The sequence below is a fragment of the Specibacter sp. NPDC078709 genome, from assembly GCF_040686795.1.
GTDB lineage: Bacteria > Actinomycetota > Actinomycetes > Actinomycetales > Micrococcaceae > Specibacter.
The window spans coordinates 183,544-203,551 of record NZ_JBFBLU010000006.1 but is presented as its reverse complement, the minus strand read 5'-3'; the positions used below and the strand labels follow the sequence as shown (position 1 = coordinate 203,551).

At 60.4% G+C, this 20,008-nt stretch carries 11 protein-coding genes; 7 read left to right on the top strand and 4 right to left on the bottom strand.

Annotation, left to right across the window (positions count from 1 at the left end; translation table 11 throughout):
- Positions 1 to 88 precede the first annotated feature (88 nt).
- Positions 89 to 772, bottom strand: coding sequence for a Fic family protein (locus AB0P14_RS12840; RefSeq protein ID WP_363842721.1), 684 nt, complete (start codon positions 770 to 772; stop codon positions 89 to 91).
- A 135-nt stretch (positions 773 to 907) separates the two neighbouring features.
- Here AB0P14_RS12840 and AB0P14_RS12835 point away from each other — a divergent pair, with 135 nt between their 5' ends.
- Positions 908 to 2,821: a hypothetical protein gene (locus AB0P14_RS12835; protein WP_363842718.1), complete on the top strand. Its 1,914-nt coding sequence runs from the start codon at positions 908 to 910 to the stop codon at positions 2,819 to 2,821.
- Between the two features lie 84 nt (positions 2,822 to 2,905).
- Here AB0P14_RS12835 and AB0P14_RS12830 read toward each other — a convergent pair whose 3' ends face one another.
- On the bottom strand, positions 2,906 to 4,699 hold the full coding sequence (locus tag AB0P14_RS12830; protein WP_363842715.1) for a plasmid pRiA4b ORF-3 family protein: 1,794 nt from the start codon (positions 4,697 to 4,699) through the stop codon (positions 2,906 to 2,908).
- 74 nt (positions 4,700 to 4,773) lie between these two features.
- Between AB0P14_RS12830 and AB0P14_RS12825 the strand changes: the two genes are divergently transcribed.
- Entirely contained in the window at positions 4,774 to 5,850 is a 1,077-nt protein-coding gene (locus AB0P14_RS12825; RefSeq protein ID WP_363842713.1) for a PDDEXK nuclease domain-containing protein, read from the top strand.
- Positions 5,851 to 5,940: 90 nt separating this feature from the next.
- The gene (locus AB0P14_RS12820; protein ID WP_363842710.1) at positions 5,941 to 9,177 is read left to right on the top strand and encodes a type I restriction endonuclease subunit R; all 3,237 of its coding nucleotides are present in this window, start codon (positions 5,941 to 5,943) and stop codon (positions 9,175 to 9,177) included.
- 135 nt (positions 9,178 to 9,312) lie between these two features.
- On the opposite strand, the gene AB0P14_RS12815 is transcribed toward AB0P14_RS12820, so the two are convergent.
- Both AB0P14_RS12815 and AB0P14_RS12810 read right to left on the bottom strand, forming a co-directional pair.
- Positions 9,313 to 11,448, bottom strand: coding sequence for a PhoX family phosphatase (locus AB0P14_RS12815; RefSeq protein WP_363842707.1), 2,136 nt, complete (start codon positions 11,446 to 11,448; stop codon positions 9,313 to 9,315).
- Positions 11,449 to 11,855: 407 nt separating this feature from the next.
- Entirely contained in the window at positions 11,856 to 13,115 is a 1,260-nt protein-coding gene (locus AB0P14_RS12810) for an amidohydrolase (RefSeq protein ID WP_363842705.1), read from the bottom strand.
- A gap of 204 nt (positions 13,116 to 13,319) precedes the next feature.
- On the opposite strand from AB0P14_RS12810, the gene AB0P14_RS12805 reads away from it, so the two are divergent.
- The 4 genes from AB0P14_RS12805 to AB0P14_RS12790 are packed head-to-tail and all read left to right on the top strand — an operon-like array spanning position 13,320 to position 19,975.
- Positions 13,320 to 14,762 (top strand): DUF3375 domain-containing protein, encoded by a 1,443-nt coding sequence (locus AB0P14_RS12805; RefSeq protein ID WP_363842702.1) that lies wholly within the window; start codon positions 13,320 to 13,322, stop codon positions 14,760 to 14,762.
- The gene (locus AB0P14_RS12800) at positions 14,759 to 15,430 is read left to right on the top strand and encodes a DUF4194 domain-containing protein (RefSeq protein WP_363842699.1); all 672 of its coding nucleotides are present in this window, start codon (positions 14,759 to 14,761) and stop codon (positions 15,428 to 15,430) included. Before AB0P14_RS12805 ends, AB0P14_RS12800 begins: the two co-directional genes overlap by 4 nt.
- Positions 15,427 to 18,807 carry an SbcC/MukB-like Walker B domain-containing protein gene (locus tag AB0P14_RS12795; RefSeq protein WP_363842696.1) on the top strand — a complete coding sequence of 1,127 codons (3,381 nt, stop codon included), beginning with the start codon at positions 15,427 to 15,429 and terminating at the stop codon, positions 18,805 to 18,807. Before AB0P14_RS12800 ends, AB0P14_RS12795 begins: the two co-directional genes overlap by 4 nt.
- The gene (locus tag AB0P14_RS12790; RefSeq protein WP_363842693.1) at positions 18,797 to 19,975 is read left to right on the top strand and encodes a Wadjet anti-phage system protein JetD domain-containing protein; all 1,179 of its coding nucleotides are present in this window, start codon (positions 18,797 to 18,799) and stop codon (positions 19,973 to 19,975) included. The genes AB0P14_RS12795 and AB0P14_RS12790 overlap by 11 nt, the downstream gene beginning before the upstream one ends.
- Positions 19,976 to 20,008 lie beyond the last annotated feature (33 nt).

Genomic DNA, 20,008 nt, shown 5'->3' with positions numbered 1-20,008 from the left:
TTTCTCCAAGTTCAATTTGGACTTGGAGAAAACTTGAAGTTACGTTCCCGCGAAACACAGGGATGCCGTGAGTGAAACTCAGCCCGATCTATGATCCATCCTGCAATTTTTTAACCAAGTCCGGCGTTGCCTGCCAGACGTACTGTTTGCCGCTCTTGGAACGGATGAGGAGCCCGCGCTTCTCGAGAGCCGCAAGGTCGTGGCGTGCCGTCACTCCTGAGGTCGCATAAGCACCGGCATACCACCGGATGTTGGCCACAGTGGATGAATCCTTCACCACCACCTCCAGGAAGGAAACTTGCCTGTGGTTGAACTCCCCGCGAGCCAGGTGAAGCAGCGACCGCACGTTGATCATCTCTTGGCTCTTCCGTTCAAGATAGGCTGTCAGATCGTCAAGCGCCCTGCTAACAACCTGCACGTGATGGAGCAGGAAATAGGTGAGGTCGCCGTCGTCGTCCTCAGTTAAAAGATAGGAACGGGCGTACTGCCCCGGAGCCTCTCGCAGAATCCTGGAGATCGTGATGAACTCGGTTAACCAATAGCCCTGATGGAGCATACTCCAGTAGAACAACGCCCTGGCTGTTCTCCCGTTGCTGTCTGCAAAGTAGTGGTCGTAGCCCATCATGAAGTACAGCACGATGGCCCTGACAACAGGAGGCATGTAGCTGCCGTCTCCGGCATCCCCATTTGCAAAGTCGCAAAGCGCCTGGAGCCGCCTTGGCATTTCCTCCGCTGGCGGAGGCGTAGACCCCTGTTGTCGGGTCGTCGCCACGGGCAACTATCAACCATGCCACGACACAATCCAGCATCTTTCATGGGGCCCGAATTTGTGCGAGTAAGCTCAGCTATGCAATACCTTGGCATCCAGTGTTGGGCGCCTGTTTTCCAACCATAATGGGGGCTCTTTATGTCAGATAAGCCAGTGCTGCTGTTCCTCCACGGCGTGGGTGACGGAGACCCTGACGGCAAATGGAAGGCGGCACTAGAGCAGTCCCTGACACGCTCCGGCTACCCAAGCCTCGACGAAGCTACCGTCATTGCCCCCAGATACGCGCATGCGCTCGAAGGGTTCGACGCACCGGAACCACTGCCTGCCCGGACCTTCAAGGCGCTCAGCCGTGACGCCGCCAAGCTGAACCGCAGGGACTTCGAGCGCCGCCTTGCCGCCGTTGAACATCGGATTGGCCGCCAGGACCAGGAACATCGCATCAACGAGGCCGTGGGAAATGGAGCCCAGCCAGTACACAACGCCACTGCGGATGCCGTCGTGGCAATGCCCTTCTTTCAGCAGGCGGCAAACTACCTGGACAGCAAGCAAATCCGCGCCCAGGTCCTCAACCGCATCCTGGCCAAGGTCCCGGAATCCGGCAGGATTATCATTGTGGCCCACAGCCTGGGTTCCGTGGTTGCTGCCGACTTGCTGCTACGGCTGCCGGTAGATGTTGAGGTTTCCGCCATGATCACCATTGGCAGTCCCCTTGCCAACGGGAGATTCAAGCTCGAGGGCTTGCGTGACTCCCTAGTCGATCCACCGGTCCACTTGTCCTGGTGGGTGAACTTCAGGAATGCGTGGGATCCCGTGGCAATCAGGCGTGGCCTGTCTTCTTCTTTTCCGTGGCTGTTGGATCACAGGATCAATACCGGCCCCGGCCTAGATCCTGTAACCCCACACACTGCAAGCGTCTACTTGAATCACAGCACGGTGGCGGCCACCATTGGTTATGCACTCTTCGGTTCCCAGTCCAAGGAAATCGCCCTCCTTGAAAGGGGCGTGGACATCGCCCTCAATGACGCGGAGAGCAAGACACTGCTGGGGTTGCGGTATTGCCACCTGGTCAAGAACGAGTTGAGCGGTGACACTAGGCGCCGCTACCTTGCCGCTCTGCGGTCTGTTCAGGCACAGGCAGTGTCTGACCTCCGTGCTCACAACAAGTCCATCAATCGGCCCCTTCCGTCACAGCTGGGACGGCTCGATTTTGACTACGCCGATGAGACTTCCCTGCTGCCGGAGCCGACGTTCAACCGCAAAGGAACGTCAAAAGAGGAAGCAGCGACACTCCTGACGGCCGTGGCTGCAACCAACGTCCTTGCTCCCTTCGAGATCACCGTTTCCAAGGATGTGGAGCAGGCCGCCTTGGAGGAACTCGCGTCCGAGATGGGACTGATGCGACAGTTCGGCTCAGACGTCCTGGAGGCGGGAAAACGTGCACAAGGCATCCTGCGGGACAGCCAGAATCTGCAATGGGTCAAGGTCGGGGCCTTGCTGGCAGGCACAGCGGCATTGGTTGTGGGCACGGGAGGGCTTGCCTTGGCAGCCGGCCCCGGCCTTGCAGGTGCGGCCGTTGTCACAAGCGCTCTGGCCAGCTTTGGTCCCGGCGGGATGATCGGCGGGCTGATAACGGCTGGAGCCCTGGTGGGTGGTGGCGGATTGCTGGCCGGCTCCGGCGGGGGAACCATGGTGACCGGCCTTGCCGGGGATGAAACCAGCGTCGATCAACTCGAAGGCTTCATTGCCCTGCAGTTGGCGGCTGTCATCTTGCGTCAGCAACACAAGATCGACACCGATCCTGGCGTGTGGCAGTTGCTGACCGAGATTGAAATCAGGGTCAGTCGGCAACATGAGCGCCTTGATGAAATCTCTGACAAGAAGGCCGGTTCTGTTGCAACCCTTGCAAAGAAGCGCACCATCGTGGGTCGGGCGCTCAGTTACCTGAGTGACAACGGCCTTGAACCCGGCGGGCCGGAGAAGCCCGAACCCTTGCCCAAAGCTGTGGAAAAGCGCGGGGCACGGTTCATCCCTCAATTGCAGCGCGCCAAGTAGCTCCGCCCGCGGCAACCTTCGGCTAGGACGCGCCGGTCCGGCGTCGTACATGAGCAACGACGCCGGACAGCCGCGGACTGGCGTTTAGAACAGCTCGGCGAGGTCCTCGTCCACACCAGCACGGTCGAACTCCTTCGGGTCTAGGGTTTCCCCCTGCCCCATGCCCAACCAGTCCCGGTATTCGGCGTGCTCCTGGTGGGCGGGATCGTTGACAGCCGTCACAACGTTCTGCCAGCCCCAGGCGCCGCCGCAGTCCTCGGCCGGGCCCATCCCCCGGCCCCCGGTGCAGCGCACGGCCGGGCTCGGGGCGAACGGCAAGATCTTCTCCAGAGTGATCCTGTGGCGCCAATTGTCGCCGAAGTCGTAGGTGTAGCTGATGTGGTCCTTCTCCGCTTTCAACAACTGGCCGACGGTCACGGCAGACTCATCGTGGGGCATGGGATCGCCGAAGTCGTACTCGGGGCCAACGGGTCCGTAGGTAGTCCCGTTGTAGCCGCCCACGTTGAACTCGTGCAGGTGGTAGTCCAACCATTCAAAGCTCGCCTGAATAATGCCATGCAGTTGCGCCAGAGTCAGGTCCGAACGCAACACCAGGCGACGCCATACCGGCGGCTTCGTCTCCTCAATGGCCACCTTCAGCTGCAACAGCGGCACCGGATGGGTGGGTGCCGGACCCGAGCCCACATTGACGGAACCTGGAAGCCGTGGGACCGCGCCACCCCCGTCTCCGACGTGCCGACCCATCGCCAGCAAAACCATGGGTACAAGAGCTGGCTGCACCCGCACGGCACCATCCATGGTGACCACTCCCAACTCTTCCAGCTCCGCCATGCGCCGGCGCAGGAGTCGGCCAGCAAATTCGTCCATTCCCAGATTCTCCATCGTGTCCGGGTTCTCCAGCAGGGACACCCGGATGGTAGAACCGGCCAACGCCGCTGCGTACAACAACCCGGCCTGGGCCTCCGCGGCTGGTGCAACCCACGGTGCCCACTCCTGCTCCCCCATGACACTCACGGACAGGAAGTTAGCCATCAATCCGCGCAATGCCGCCAAGTGCGCCGGGTGCCCGTGGTTCAAGATTGCCTCGGTGTTCGGGGTGGGCCACACCTTGGTGGAACCAATGTCGATAAAACCACCACCCTCCAGCGCCGCCCAGATCTTGGACAGCAGGGGCAGCTCATGCATGGTCTTGACGATTAGGGGCGCACCAGGTTCCAGGCTCTCCGTGTTGAAACCTGGTATGTGCTGGCGTTTGGCGTTGCGCGCAGCCCCCTTGGCCACCAGACCAACGGCCGCCGCGGCGCCTTCAATCTCCGCCAGCTTTAACGCGCCGGTGGAAGTGACCTGCTTGCTCTCTCCGATCCATTGCAGCAAAGAGCTCAGATGCGCGGCCAATTGGGTTCCGGAGAGCGCGGCAAGTTCCTCGTCCGCACTCGGGGGCTCCGGCAGGTCCAGCTCGCCGGGGTCAGCGTCGTCGTCGTCGTCGTCGTAAAACAACGTGAACACCTGACCCAAGTCTTCCTGACTGCCAGTCCATCCCTTGGTTTCTTCGAGAAACTGCAGGTAGGTGCGGATGGCGACAAAGATGAATTCGGTGTCCTCTTCCGCCTCGGCGGAGGCAACTGCGGTCATGGCCTGGCCAAAGGCGAGAGGCTCAAAGCTGGTGACATCGGACGCCGGCACCAGCTTGAAGTAGACAGATGCCACCACCCCCACGGCATCGATCAAGTCCTCTACTGCACCCTCCGGCAGCCCGGGCATGTTGTTGCACCATGCGGAGAATGCCGGAGCCACCGCGTCCACGGCAAGAACCGCCCGCCGTTCGCTGACGGATGTGGTCGATGCGCGGGCCTTGCTGCCGTTGTTGTTCTTGGCCATCCCACAATAATGTCAGACCCTGCGCGTAGCTTCTGAGTCATAGGAACATTGCAAGATTCGAAAGAGGTTTGCTCATGTCCACGTTCAGCGATCCTAATGAAGAAGCCCCGGCGTTCCCGCCCACACCGGCACGAAGCGGGATGCCCAAGTGGTACCCAGACATGCTGGCACCCGTTTCAGAGACGGTGTCCACCGGCCGCGTCCGGGCTATCACCGCCGTCAATCAGGAACTCGTTGCCACCTACTGGGCTGTTGGGAAGGAACTGCTGCTCCGCGAGGCTTCTGAGGGATGGGGCGCCAAAGTTGTCCTGCGACTGGCCGCCGACCTCAAGGAGCGATTCCCTGATGCACGGGGATTCTCTCCCCGCAATCTCCGGTACATGAGGTCATTTGCCGAAGCCTGGCCCGACTTTCAAATGTTGCAGACGCCGTCTGCAACATTGCCGTGGAGCCACTTTGTTGCCTTGCTCGAGAAACTCAGCGATCCCGAATCCCGCCTCTGGTACGCGGCTGCCGCCGTCGAGCATGGATGGTCACGGAACGTATTGGTCCATCAAATCGAGACCCGACTGCACGAACGCTCGGGCCAGGCCATCAGCAACTTCAAGGCTGTGCTTCCTGCAGCAGATTCGGACCTTTTGCAGCAGACCATGAAGGACCCGTACATCTTTGACTTCGTGTCCATGACGGATCGGCACAATGAAGCGGAGCTGGAATCGCAGCTCGTCGACCACGTTGAGAATTTCCTGCTGGAACTCGGCCAGGGTTTTGCGTTTGTGGGACGGCAGGTTCGGTTTGTGGTGGGCGGCGACGAGTTCTTTGCCGATCTCCTCTTTTACAATTTCCGCCTGCGCAGCTTTGTGGTTGTTGAGCTCAAGAACAGCAAGTTCGACCCCGGGTACCTTGGTCAGCTCGGTATGTACATGTCCGCGGTGGATGACCTCATGGCTCATGAGGACGACAAGCCAACCATTGGCCTGTTGCTCTGTAAGACCAAAAATAATGTGGTAGCCGAGTACGCCTTACGAGGGTACAGCGCTCCGATCGGGGTGGCCGAGTGGAAGACACAGATCGTGGACTCACTGCCGGAGGAGTTCAAATCCAGTTTGCCGAGCATTGAACTGCTGGAAGCGGAGCTGGGCGAACGCTGATAACCCCATATAGCGGTCACAACTGCGGCAACGCGAACCACGGCTGATAGCGTCATGACTAATCGAAGATCATCGTTTGGGGAGAGCACCATGACATTGGCAACCACCGGTTTTTCTGAGGCCGCCTGGGAGGGTTTAGCCCTCGATCAGCTGGGCGAGCTGGGCTGGAAGCCAACCCCCGGAGATAGGATCGCCCCGGGCACCGGCGAACGTGAGTCGTGGAGCGAACTGTTGATCCGGCGTCGGCTGCTTCTGGCCTTGCAAAAGTTCAACCCCACCGTGCCGGAGCAGTACCTGCGCCAAGCCGTCGCCGAGATTGCTACCCCGAAATCCAATGACGCGCTCACGGAGAATCACCGGATCCACAAGTACCTCGTGGAGGGGTACCGGCTCAGCTACATCGATACCGATGGCAGCGAAAAGAACCCCACCATCCGCCTCATCAGCAGCGCCACGGATGACAACGATTGGCTGGCCGTCAACCAGGTCACGCTCACGAGCCGCGAGCACTCCCGCCGATTCGACATGGTCCTGTACCTCAACGGCATGCCGGTCAGCGCCATCGAGCTAAAGAAAGCCGGCAGCGAATCCGCCGATGTTGCCGCCGCCCATGCCCAACTGCAAACGTACCTGCGCGAATTTCCCATGGCGTTCCGCTTCAATCTCCTGAACCTCATTTCCGACGGCATCATCGCCAAGTTCGGCACCGCTTTCACTCCCCTGAACCACTTCTCCCCCTGGAATGTGGATGACGACGGCGTTCCCGTCCCGCCAGGTGCCATGCTCGACGGCGACCGCATCAGCGCCGTCGATACCGCCCTGTACGGCCTCTACAACCAGGAACGCTTCCTGCAGCTGATCAACTCATTCACGGCTTTTGACTCCGGCGCGGAAGGCTTGTCCAAACGCATCGCGAAACCTCACCAGTACTTTGCCGTCACCAAGGCGGTGGGCAGCACCATCGAGGCCGTGCGCTCCAACGGCGAATCCCGCGGCAAGGCCGGCGTCGTCTGGCACACCCAGGGTTCAGGCAAGTCCATGGAGATGGAGCTCTACACCAACCAGGTCATGCGCCGCCCCGAGCTGCGCAACCCCACAGTTGTTGTCATCACGGACCGGAATGAACTCGATGGGCAGCTCTTCGAAGGCTTCTCCCGGAGCCTGCTTCTGCCCGAGACCCCGCAACAAATCCGCCGCCGCTCTCAGCTGCGCGAAGAGCTGAGCAACCGGGTCACCGGCGGCATCTACTTCACCACTCTGCAAAAGTTTGGCCGCAGCAAGGGTGAAAAGGACGCCGGTTCCGATCACCCCCTGCTATCCGACCGCAAGAACATCATTGTCATTGTGGATGAGGCGCACCGGAGCCACTACGACGACCTGAACGGCTACGCCCGCCACCTGCGCGACGCCCTGCCCAACGCCACCCTGATCGCCTTCACCGGCACCCCCATTTCCTTCGCGGACCGGGACACCCGCGAGGTATTTGGCGGGTACATCGATGTCTACGATCTGTCTCGTGCAGTGGACGACGGCGCCACGGTTCCGGTGTACTTTGAGCCCCGCCTGATCAAGGTGGGCTTTGCCGACGGCGTATCCGAGGATACCCTGGATGATTCCGCCGACGAGGCTACCCTCGGCCTTGACGAAACGGAGCGGGCCCGCATCGAGGCGAGCGTGGCCGTGGTCAATGCTGTTTATGGCGCACCGGAACGCATCGCCGCACTGGCCCAGGATTTGGTGAGCCACTGGGAGAACCGTCGCGGGCAAATGGCCAAGTTCATCGAGGCCCCGGGCAAGGCCATGATTGTGGGCGGGACCCGGGAGATCTGCGCGAAACTGTACGCAGCCATCGTGGAGCTTCGCCCGGACTGGCATGCGGATGAACTGGACCGCGGCAAGATCAAGGTGGTCTATTCCGGAACAGCCTCCGACGTGCCTCCGGTTTCCAACCATGTGCGCCGCGATTCGGAGAACGCCTCGATCAAGGAACGTCTGAAGAATGTGGATGACGAGCTGGAGTTGGTGATCGTCAAGGACATGATGCTTACCGGGTTCGACGCCCCGCCGCTGCACACCCTGTATCTGGACCGGCCACTCAAGGGCGCGCTCCTCATGCAGACTCTGGCCCGCGTCAACCGAACCTTCCGCGGCAAACAGGATGGGCTCCTGGTGGCGTACGCTCCGCTGGCCGACAACCTGACCAGCGCCCTGGCCGAGTATTCGGATACCGACCGCGCTAAGAAGCCCGCCGGTAAGAACATTGACGAGGCCATCGGCATGGTCCACGAACTTGTGGCACAGTTGCGCCAAATCCTCGTCGGGCATGATTGGAGGGCCACGCTCATGAAGGGTGGGCCTAAAGCCTTCCTCAATGCCACATGGGGAGCGGTAAATTACTTGCGGGATCCACTCACGCCGGGCAACGCCGTCGTGCCTTCCAGCTCTTCCACTTCCACGGACGACGCCGAACCGGAGACTTTGGCGAGCAGCTACCGGAGGGATTCGTCCCGGCTAGCGCGGGCGTGGGCGCTTTGTTCAGGGTCCGATTCGTTGGAGCCGTTGCGGCCCGAGGTGGCTGTCTACGAGGAAATTCGCGTGTGGATGGCCAAACTGGACGCCGATGACCGGCAGTCCCGTGGCGAGCCCATTCCCGAGGAAATCCAGCGCATGTTGGGACAGTTGATCGCCGAGGCAACCGCAACGGGTGAAGTCCTGGATATTTACGATGCTGCTGGCATGCCGAAACCGTCGCTGGGTGACTTGACGCCCGAGTTCATTGCCAAGGCGCAGAAGGCCCGGAATCCGCAGTTGGCCATTGAGGCGCTGCGGAAACTGATCTCGGATGAGTCAGCGAAGACCACCCGAACCAATGCCATCCGGGCCCGAGCTTTCTCAGAGCGGATTGCCGAGCTGATGCGCAAATACACCAATCAGCAGCTTTCCTCGGCTGAGATCATTGCGGCATTGGTGGAGTTGGCCCGTGAGGTGGCCGCCGAGGCAGACCGTGGGAAAACCTTTGACCCGCCGCTGGGATCCGATGAGCTGGCCTACTATGACGCCGTCTCGGAAAACGAATCCGCCGTTGACGTCATGGGCAAGGGTGTTCTGGCCGAGATTGCGCGCCAGCTGGTGCAGATCATGCGCCGCGATGTGCGCACGGACTGGACGGTGCGTGAAGACGTTCGTGCCAAGCTGCGCTCCTCCATCAAACGGCTTCTGGTCCTGAACGGGTACCCGCCGGACAAGCAGCCCGCCGCGATCAAGTTGGTCATGGAACAGATGGAATCCATGGCGCCGAGGTACGCGGAGGAACGGTCCGGGGCGTGAGGGCTTTGTGCGGAGCGAACCATTAACTCAGAGTTAATGGTTCGCCCCTGAGGCGCCGAGAAGTAGACCAGCGAGCAAAGCCGGGCCCGCGCTGGAAGGCGCGGGCCCGGCGTCGTGCTTGAAGAAAGAGAAGGGTTAGTGCTTGCCGTGGCCCTTGCCCTTATCGCGATCGCGGCCCTTATCCTTGCCGTCGCCCTTTCCCGAACCCTTCGGGAACATCTGGACAACAGCGGGGCGGGGCGCACGTACATCGCCGCGCTTCGGGGTGGCACCCTCGCCAACGTAGTCGGGGAAGTACGAGGTGTGCGCCCCGTACGTGCCATCCTCGCCCGGGTGCTGCACGGCCACGTAGACCATGGACTCGTCGTCGTGAATGACCGGCCCGCAGGTCTCGCCGTCGCGCGGCATGGAGGCGAACTGCTGCACGTTGCCGCGGTTGCGCCCTTCTAGGCCGACCTTGAACAGACCATCGTTGTAGCCAATGACCGACGGCGCGCCATCCGTGGAGATCCACAGGTTGCCTTGGGTATCAAATGCCAGGTTATCCGGGCAGGAGATGGGGCTGACCTGATCAACCGGGAATCCGCTGAAGTAGGTGGTTGAGTTCTTGGCCGGATCACCACAGAGCATCAGCAGGTTCCAGTTGAACGTGGTGGCGGTGGAGTCATTGCGGCGCTCGGTGATCTCCACAATGTGGCCATCACGGTTCTGGGTCCGCGGGTTCGCCTCGTCAGCAACCGCGTTGGCACCCACGCCACGGTTGGTGTTGTTGGTGCAGGCCACGTAGACCTTGCCCGTCTTCAGGTTCGGCTCGACGTCTTCGCAACGGTCCATCTTGGTGGCGCCGGCCTTGTCCGCGGCGAGGCGGGTGTAGACCAGAACTTCTTGAACGCTCATGCCGGCGATGGCACTCTTACCGTTGACCACCAGCGGCAGCCACTTGCCGGAACCATCAAAGGCACCGTCTGCAGGGACCGTGCCGGAGCCGTCAATCTCTGGTGCAGAATCACCGGTGAACTGAGCGGCGTAGAGATCGCCCTCGCTCAACAGGGTCATGTTATGAGCCTTGTTGTTCTTCTTGTACTTGTTCTTGGAGACGAACTTGTACAGGTAATCGAAGCGCTCGTCATCGCCCGAGTACGCAACCACCTTGCCGTTGTCGGCGATGATGACGTTGGCGCCTTCGTGCTTGAAACGGCCCATGCTGGTGTGCTTCTTCGGGACCGAGTTGGGGTTCTCCGGATCGATCTCCACGATGTAACCGAAGCGGTTGGGCTCGTTACGGTAATCCGCGCCCCGGGCGTCGAAGCGGGGATCATCCAGTTCCCAGCCCATGCCGGTGGCCTTGTCGGCAAGTCCGTAGCGGCGGTCCCCATCGCTGGTTCCTTCGGTGCGGAAGAAGCCGTTGAAGTTTTCCTCACCGGAGAGGATGGTGCCCCAGGGAGTGGTTCCGCCAGCGCAGTTACCCAAGGTTCCGAGGACGAATCGGCCTTCCGGATCTGCGGCTGTCTTCACGAAATCAGTGCCAGCTACCGGGCCCGTCAGCTCAAACTTGGTATCGAGAGTGATGCGGCGGTTCAGCTTGCCACCGCGGACGTAGTCCCATGGCTCACCCTTCTTATCGCGCTCCAACTCCACAACGCTCATGCCCACGGCGTTGCGGAAGATGTTGCGGCGCTCCTTCTCTTCGGCGGCGTTGGCGGGTGCGGCCGGGAACATGATCTGCGGGTTCACGTACTCGTGGTTGCAAACAAGCAGACCCTTTTTGCCGTTGGGCTGGCGCAGGATGTCTAGGTAATCGTTGTTGTAACCGAACTGGCCAGCCTGAGCTTCTGCGCTCTGGTTAGCGAAGTCAAAGTCCTTTGACTTCTTGAACAGCGGATCGCCCCAACGGATGATGGGCTGCCAGCTGTAGCCGGCGGGAACGTTAAAAGCATCGACTTCGGCGTCGACCGGTTTGATCGGCGCGAAGGCGAGCTTGCCGTTGCCGTTGCCGTTTCCGTTGCCGTTGCCGTGGCCGTTGTTGCCCTGGTTGCCGTTTCCGTTCTTACCCTGGACCATCACGGCTGTGCTGAGCACTCCGGCCAAGCCGATGCCCATCGCCGAGCGGCGGGAAAACTCCGTCGAGACAATGTCGCGGAAGTAATTGTTGGAGGAGGTGTTGCATACGGCCTTAGAACAAGCGTTGTCGCACTTGAGTTGGCAGGTGACAGCACTGCGCTTACCGCGAGTGTGACCGAGCATGGGCAAAAGCTTCTTCAGATCGTTCATGGCGAACCTTCCTAACGTGAATGCGACTTGGCCACTGTGACAGGGCCGTGCGACACGTTGGCGGGATTCGGTTGAACTGCAGGTTAACAGGATGCAAATCGTGAACTTCAGACGGAGTGGAGTCCCCCAAACCCTTGCCTACTCCGATGCACCCTGCGAGCGCCAAAAAAACTCGACCACGCAACCATGGCCGGTGCCAGAGGGGACCTATGAACCAGCTCTCGGGCCCGGCCGCAACATTCCCGGCACCTCACGTCAGCCCACTTTTGCTATGCGCCACACCTAGGCTGAATTTGGCGCTGCCGCATCGGCAGCGCCAAACTGCCTCTCAGTACGGCGCATAAAAGACTGTCACTGGCTTCAGGCTGCCGAGGTTGCACTCATTGCGCTCATTGCACTCATGTCCATCAATTTTCCTTGGCAAGGTAGGCGAATGCCGCAACAACGTGGGCCTGTGTGGCCACACCGAGCGTGGGGTCGATCGCAGGAGCGAAGAATGGTGAATGGTTCGCCGGGATATCCTGGGCCACTGTGCCCTTTTCCACCGCAGCACGATATATCTCCGACGGCACCGATCCCACGGTCCAATAGGTATAGGGAATACCGAATGCGTCCGGCAGCCGGCTGAAGTCCTCCGACGCCGTCGCCGGGGCAGTCTGGTAGACCATCCCAGATTCAAAATGGTCGGTGAAGGCTGCTGTGACGCGGGCGTTCGTCTCCGCATCATTGCTGGTCAGCGGGTACTGGTCGTAGTACTCAAAATCGGGTTCCTGGGGTGAACCTGAGGCGGCGCATTCACCCCGCACAATCCGCTCAATCGAGGCAATGACGCGGCCCCGAAGCTCGGTGTCGTAGGTTCGGACGTTCAACAGCAACACGGCGCGGTCGGCAATGATGTTTGATTTGGTGCCTGCATTAGAGGCGCCCACCGTGACCACGGCAAACTGGCCGGGCATGGTCTCGCGCGAGACGATGGTCTGCAGCTTCAACACAATGGAGGCTGCCAGCACCACCGGGTCCACGGAATTGTGCGGCATGGACCCGTGCGCGCCGCGCCCGTGGACGGTGATCTTAAGCGAATCCCCGGCGGAGAGGATGGGCCCGGCCGTGGTGCCAATCGTTCCAGCCTCGGTAGCCATCACGTGTTGTGAAAGCGCGACGTCGGGCCGGGGCACCTTGGCGAGCAATCCGTCGTCGACCATGGCACGGGCACCGGCGGCGGTCTCCTCCGCTGGCTGGAACAGTGCGATGTAGGTCCCGGACCAGGAGTCGCGCCCGTCCACGAGCAGCTTGGCCGCACCGAGAAGCGCGGTGACGTGGACGTCGTGGCCGCAGGCGTGCATGACACCCACGGTTGAACCGTCAGTATCAGTGCCGGTGGCCGTGGAGGCGTAGTCCAGACCGGTGGCCTCGGTGACAGGGAGCGCATCGATGTCGGCACGGGCCAGCACGCATGCGCCGGCCCCGTTTTCTAGAACGCCAACCACGCCGGTGCCGCCGATCCGCTGGACCGCAAACCCGAAGCCCGTGAGCTTTTCCTCGATGGATTGGGCTGTGGCAAACTCCTGGGAACTCAGTTCCGGGTGCTGGTGCAAGTTCTTGTAGAACTCGCGCTGCCATTCGAGTTCTTGATCCAACGCTGCGAGAACGACTCTGACCTCTGACATGTGTCTACCTCACTGTTCGGCGGCAAGCCCTGCAGCACTTCAACGGCAGAAGCAGCCCGCGATTGCCACGGTACATCAAACAAGGTCGGAGCTTAAGAGCACAAGGCCGGCATTCAGGCCAGCGGAGGTCGCGGACAATGAGCGTTTGTCACCCCCTCCGTCTAGGATTACTAGTGAAGGCATTGCAGCGTTTGGGAGCCCCTCATGGACTACTTTTCAATCAATTCCCTGCGTGAAAATCACGCCGGCTGGTCCTTGCTCCGTGCCCAGAATGCGCCCCTCGCGTTGACGTTCTTCATGACGGCATTCACGGACCCGAATCAGCGCAACCTAGGCCGCCAAGACCTGATCGAGGTCCTTGAGGATGTTCTTTTCAGCTTGCGGGACTCCCTCGGTGAGGACAGATTCCCTCGCGCGGCAGGTGAATACCTAGACGACTGGGCAGAACCTGCCAAAGCTTGGCTCAGAAAGTTCTACGCCGACAACCGTGACGAACCCGTCTATGACCTCACAGCCTCCACCGAAGACGTGATCCGCTGGGTGGAATCGTTGCGTGGCCGCGACTTCGTCCCCACCCAATCACGGCTGTCCAGCATCTTCAATCTACTCAAAACCTTGGTCCATGGAACGGAAACCGACCCCGAAGCGCGCCTCGCTGAACTGCAGCGCCAACGCGATGAGATCGATGCCCAAATGGAGCTCATCCGCTCCGGAACCATCCCCGTCATGACCGGCCCCGAAGCCGTAGACCACTTCCACCAGCTCACCACCCAGGCCAAGGACCTGCTCTCTGACTTCCGGGAAGTGGAGGCGAATTTCCGCAAGCTGGACCGCAGTCTGCGCGAACAGATCTCCATGTGGGAAGGCGGCCAGGGCGATCTTCTGGAGTCGATCTTCTCCTCCCAACAAGACATCAGCGGTTCCCTCCAAGGACGTACCTTTCAAGGATTTTGGGACTATCTGATGTCCCCACAGCTGCGCTCTGAACTGCACGAACTCCTGGACCGGGCCACCCAGATCGAGGCGCTGGCCACGCAGGAGGGTCTGTATTCGATCACCTCGATGCAAAAGGACTGGCTGCCCGCGGTGGAACAGACCCAGTCCACGGTCCGCCAACTCTCAGCCCAGATCAGGCGTCTGCTCGATGACAAAGTATTCCTGGAGAATAAGCGCATCATGGCGTTGATCCGCAACATTGAATCTGGAGCAGTCGCGGTCCGTGCTACCCCGCCACCCGGGGCCTTCGCCGACTTGGCCGGCCATGACGTGCCGGTCGCGCTGCCGTTCGAACGCCCGCTGTATGAACCCAGCCGCCAAACCCCCATTGACGACGCCGTCGAAGTCGCCGAGGACCTCGATGTGGACGCGCACGCGCTCTTTGACCAGTTCCATGTGGACCCACAAAAGCTCGAAGCCCACATTGATGCGGTCTTGGCCGACGCCGAGCAAGCCACCTTGGCGGACGTTGCTGACGCTTTCCCGCTCAGCCAAGGTTTGGCCGAACTCGTCACCTATTTCCAGCTCGCTACCGAATCAAAATCTGCAACCATCGACCCAGACTCATCTCAAACACTTTCCTGGACGCTCCCCGACGGCAGTCTGAGGGAAGCCACCGTTGAAAAAATCATTTTTGTGAGGCCATCATGACCGCCGCCCTTGAAACCAACCTCGAAGCTGAAGAAAACCCGGAATCAGGGCAGCGAACCCCCGATGGTCTTCCTCTGGTTGTCACCAAGCTGTTCACAGGGGTCGTCTACCGCGAGGGGGATGAAAAGCTGTGGCAGCGTCTCATGGCATTGTCCGCCCAAACGCGCGACTATGTTGCTGTGCTGGGCCTGGAACTGGTCCTCGATGACACCGAAGGGTACGCCTTCTTGCGTTCACATCCGGACGCCGATGCTGACCTGCCACGCCTAATCCCCCGCCGTCAGCTGACCTTCCATGTGAGCCTCCTCCTAGCCCTGTTGCGCGCCCGGCTGGCCGAATTTGACCAACAAAACAGCGAGACCAGGCTCATTATGACCACCGCACAAATTGCTGACATGGTCTCCGTATTTCTGCCCGAATCCAGCAACGAGGCCCGTGTTCTGGACCAACTGGCCACGAACATCAAAAAGGTCACCGAACTTGGTTTCCTGCGTAAGCTCCGCGGCCAGGATCAAACGTATGAGGTGGCCCGTATCCTCAAGGCCTATGTGGACGCGCAGTGGCTCGAGGAGTTCGACGCACGGCTCGCCGACTACCGCGCCGCCCTCGACGGCGAGACCTCACCAGCCAGCAAGGCAAAAGCACAGTCGAAGGCGGCCACAGCATGAGCACGCAAACTCAGCAAGGACTCTTCAGCCTCGATGACCTCACCACGGACGACGCCGGCACCCGGCCAGGCTTTCGGCTGCACCGTTTGGAGCTGCTCAACTGGGGCACCTTTAATAAGGACGTGCGGACCTTCCGACTGGACGGGGAAAACAGCCTGCTCACCGGCGATATCGGCTCCGGAAAATCCACGGTGGTGGACGCCATCACCACCCTTTTGTTGCCAGCCAACCGGATTGAGTACAACAAGGCTGCCGGTGCGCAAAAGAAGGAACGCAGCCTCATGTCCTATGTGCGCGGCTTCCACAAAAGCGCACGTAGCGGTATCGGGGACGCCTCACGTCCGGTTGCACTGAGAGGTCCGGGTACCTTCACTGTGGTGCTGGGCGTCTTCCACAACGCCACGTTGAACAAAAGCATCACCTTGGCCATCACCTTGTGGGCCACACAGGAGGCCGGGCAACCCACCCGTTTCTACTCCATCGCCGAGGGTGAGCAATCCATCAAGGGTGACTTCTCCGATTTTGGCACCGACCTTGCCAAGCTCAAGCGGCGGCTGCGCAATGACGGCGTCGACGTTTTTGATGTGTTTGAAAAGTACGGGGCCGCCTTCAAGCGCCACTTCGGTATTAGTTCCGCTCAAGCCATGGATCTGTTCCACCGCACCGTCTCCATGAAGCAGGTGGAGAACATCACCCACTTTGTGCGCACCAACATGCTTGAAGAGGACGATGTCGAAACACGCATCAAGAACCTCCTCCACCATTTTGATGACCTGAAGAAAGCCCACGACGCCGTGTTGCGGGCCAAGGATCAGATCCGCATGCTTGAACCTGTTCGGGACAACGCCGCCCGCCACCACGAGCTGACGGCGGACCACCTCAAGTCACAGCAGCAGCGTGACCAGCTCTCCCCGTGGTTCACCTCCCGCAAGCTGCAACTCAGTGAGGCACACCTGCTGGAATTGGAGCGTGCCGCAGCCAAGGTCACTGAGCAGCAAACCGCGCTCAACGCCGAATTGGGCAGCTTCAACCGGGAACTGGCGGATCTGCGCGATGACATTCGCACCAGCGGCGGCGGGCGGATCGCCGCCATTGATGCTGAACTGGCGCGCATGAGCATCGAATCAGGAGCCCAACGCGAGCGGTACGCCACCTACTCCGACGCAGCAACAGTTCTTGGCCTCTTTGAACCTGAGGACCAAGTGGTCTTTGACGCCAATGCAGCAGCCTTGCCGGGGGTGGAGAAACATCTTTTTGAGGCCAATGCCGAGCTGCAAGGACAACGCACAGCACTTGACCGCCAACGTTCTGATGCAGCCGAACAGGTGAAGGACCACACCGAAGAACTCAAAAGCCTACTGAACAGGCAAAACCTGCTGCCCGGTTGGCTGATTGCGCTGCGCAAAAAACTTTGCGATGGCACCGGCATCACCGAATCTGAACTGCCCTTCGCTGGCGAACTCATGAAGGTCCGTGAATCCGAAGCTGCTTGGGAAGGCGCCGCCGAGCGAACTCTGCATGGTTTCGCACTATCCCTGCTGGTTACCGGTCAGCACTATTCCGCCGTCAGCGACTGGGTGGATTCAAACAACCTCCGTGCCCGGCTGGTCTATCTCAAGGTCAGCGAGAATGCCACCCCGCGCCCTGTCGTTGCTGACACATTGGCCGGAAAAATCAGCATCAAACCGGGCACGCCGCTTCGCGAATTCTTGCTAGATGAGCTGGGCCGAAGATTTGACCACCAATGCTGTGAAACCATGGCCGAGTTCCGCCGCTATCCCAAGGCGCTGACCCTCAACGGTCAGCTCAAAAGCGGTGGCGGACGCCACGAGAAGGACGACCGCAAGGCGCTCACCGACCGTTCCAGCTACGTCCTGGGCTGGGACAACCACGATAAAATTGCCCGGTTGCGTACAGCGTTGGAGCAGGCCGAAGGTCAGGTCCGCACCGCAGGGGATGGGCTGGGCCGCGTCGATCAACAGCTTGGCAATCTGGGACGTCAGCAACGGCTCATCGGGACCATCTCCGCCGTCGCAAATTTCACGGACTTGAACTGGCAAGCCACGGTGCGGGCCATCTCCGCCTTGGAGGAGGAGAAGTCCGCGCTGGAATCCTCCAGCGATATCCTGCGTGAACTCACTCGCAGAGAGGGCGAAACCGCCACTCGTGTGGAAAAAGCCACCGAGAAACTCCGCACCCTGATGGAGCGAATTGGCTCCAATAAGGCGGATATCCGTACCTTGGCTGAGCAGATTACCGACTGCCGTGAATCGCTTGCTGAAACACCGTTGACGGCCGACGCCGGGCTGGTGGCTGAGCTGGGCAAACTCACCACTGCGGCACTCGAGTCCGGAACCTTGACGTACAAGAACACCGCCAAGATTGAAAGCAAGGTTCGGGATTCCCTCACCAGGAGCATCGACGGCCTGAGCCGGCGGATGAGTACCGCGGAAGGCATCACCATCCGGTTCATGACGGATTTCCGCAACAAGTACCCTGCCGAGACCACAGAGCTAGACGCGTCGCTTGAAGCCGCTGGCGAGTTCAACAAGATCCTCACGCAACTGGTGGAGAACGATCTGCCCCGCTTTGCTGAACGGTTCAAGGAATCGCTGACGCAGAACACCATTCACGAGATCGTGGCCTTCAACGCGTTTTTGGATGCCCGCAAACAGGACATCGTCTCCCGTATCTCCGAAATTAATGAGTCCTTGGCTCGAATTGAATACAACACCGGCCGGCACATTCAGCTGGAGCCACAGCCCACCGGGGATCCGGAAGTGCGCGAGTTCGGCACCGATCTCCGAGCCTGTTCCGAAGGGTCCATCGGCGCCCAGGAACAATATTCTGAGCAAAAGTTCCTGCAGGTTGAGGCGCTGGTGGAGCGTTTCCGTGGCCGTGAGGGACTCACCAATCTGGATGAGCGCTGGACGGCGAAGGTCACCGACGTGCGCAACTGGTTCACTTTCTCTGCTTCCGAAAAGTGGACGGAGACCGGTGAAGAACACGAACACTTCACCGATTCCGGCGGCAAGTCCGGCGGGCAAAAGGAAAAGCTGGCCTACACGATCCTCGCGGCAGCCCTGGCGTTCCAGTTCGGGATAGCGGCTGGCCCAGGCAATCAGCGCAGCTTCCGATTTGTGGTCATTGATGAAGCGTTCGGGCGCGGATCGGACGAGTCCGCCAAGTACGGGCTGGAGCTGTTTAAACGCCTCAAATTGCAGCTGCTCATTGTCACCCCCTTGCAAAAGATCCACGTCATTGAGCCGTTCGTTGCCAATGTGGGGTTTGTCGCCAATGAAACCGGGGCAGACTCCCAGCTGCGCAACATGACGATTCACGAATACCGGGCTGAACGGGACAAGCGTGGCCACTAAAACCTCTGGGTGGACTTCACCTGGCGATGTGCGGGCCACAGTATTGCGCGCGTGGAACAGCGGTGAGCTGCTGCGGGAGTTTCACACGCCCACGGGGCTGCATCCCCGGCGTCGGACGTTGAAGCATCCCAGTGCCACCGCGCTGCGGACCGACTATGCGCTGGCCGCGGCGTGGGCTGCCTCCTGGGATCCGGCACCCCGCTGCGCAACCTTGGAGTACGTCACGGTCGGGGCAACCACCATTGGCGCCAACACGATACCCGCCGCAGCCGTGTTCGCTTCGGCTGCGGAAGAAATTTCCTTCCTTGGACTCGGACACGAAGCGGCCAGATTCCTGGAATTGGCTCGCACCCTCGTAACCCTCGACCCAAAGTTGGAAGCGTGGGCCTTGCGCCATCCGATAGAGGTTCTCAAGCAGGGCGAAGACGCGTTGACTGCCGCCCGCGTGGCCCTCTGGATGGTGGCCAATCCGGCTCCCGGGATTTACCTGCGGCAACTGTCCCTGCCAGGGGTTCACACCAAGTTCGTGGAAAACCACCGTAAGCTCATCGATTCGATGGTGTCGGTATTGGCACCTGAGCGGGCCCTACTGGGCAAGAATTATTCGCGCAGACATGGTTTTCTGGCAGCTCCAGACCGGGTCAGGCTCCGTTTCCTTGACCCTGTCCTAGAGCTGTCACCAGGTGTGGCAGATATCGAGGTGAGCGCCGCAGCGTTCGTGGCGATGCGTCCTGATGTGGACCGAATCATCACTACCGAGAACCTGGTCAATTTCCTGGCGTTGCCTCAAATGCCGCGCACCCTGGCCGTTTTTGGTGGCGGGTACGGCTTCGAAGGCATCCGGGACGCTGCCTGGCTGACTGATGTTGAGGTGTTGTATTGGGGCGATATCGACACTCATGGCTTTAGTATCCTCAACCAGCTACGTTCCCATCACCCCCGCGTGCGCAGCATCCTCATGGATGAGGAAACCCTGCTTGCTCACAGCGATTTTTGGGGCCGTGAAGCCACCCCCAACCATGGTGCACTGAACCATCTGACCCCTGACGAGCACGCCGTTTACGCAAATCTGCAGAATGGAACGCACCAGCCATTGCTGCGTCTTGAGCAGGAACTACTGAACTGGGAGTACGTGTTGCAACGGCTCCAGGGACCGCCCCACACCTAGACCTAACGAGTTCCCAACTTGCCATTTGCCCCG

What these genes read in the sequence shown, in the direction of transcription:
- AB0P14_RS12835 (WP_363842718.1), top strand. Translation starts at nt 908, where the DNA reads ATGTCAGATAAGCCAGTGCTGCTGTTCCTCCACGGCGTGGGTGACGGA.
- AB0P14_RS12820 (WP_363842710.1), top strand. Translation starts at nt 5,941, where the DNA reads ATGACATTGGCAACCACCGGTTTTTCTGAGGCCGCCTGGGAGGGTTTA.
- AB0P14_RS12805 (WP_363842702.1), top strand. Translation starts at nt 13,320, where the DNA reads ATGGACTACTTTTCAATCAATTCCCTGCGTGAAAATCACGCCGGCTGG.
- AB0P14_RS12815 (WP_363842707.1), bottom strand. Translation starts at nt 11,448, where the DNA reads ATGAACGATCTGAAGAAGCTTTTGCCCATGCTCGGTCACACTCGCGGT.
- AB0P14_RS12825 (WP_363842713.1), top strand. Translation starts at nt 4,774, where the DNA reads ATGTCCACGTTCAGCGATCCTAATGAAGAAGCCCCGGCGTTCCCGCCC.
- AB0P14_RS12830 (WP_363842715.1), bottom strand. Translation starts at nt 4,699, where the DNA reads ATGGCCAAGAACAACAACGGCAGCAAGGCCCGCGCATCGACCACATCC.
- AB0P14_RS12800 (WP_363842699.1), top strand. Translation starts at nt 14,759, where the DNA reads ATGACCGCCGCCCTTGAAACCAACCTCGAAGCTGAAGAAAACCCGGAA.
- AB0P14_RS12795 (WP_363842696.1), top strand. Translation starts at nt 15,427, where the DNA reads ATGAGCACGCAAACTCAGCAAGGACTCTTCAGCCTCGATGACCTCACC.
- AB0P14_RS12810 (WP_363842705.1), bottom strand. Translation starts at nt 13,115, where the DNA reads ATGTCAGAGGTCAGAGTCGTTCTCGCAGCGTTGGATCAAGAACTCGAA.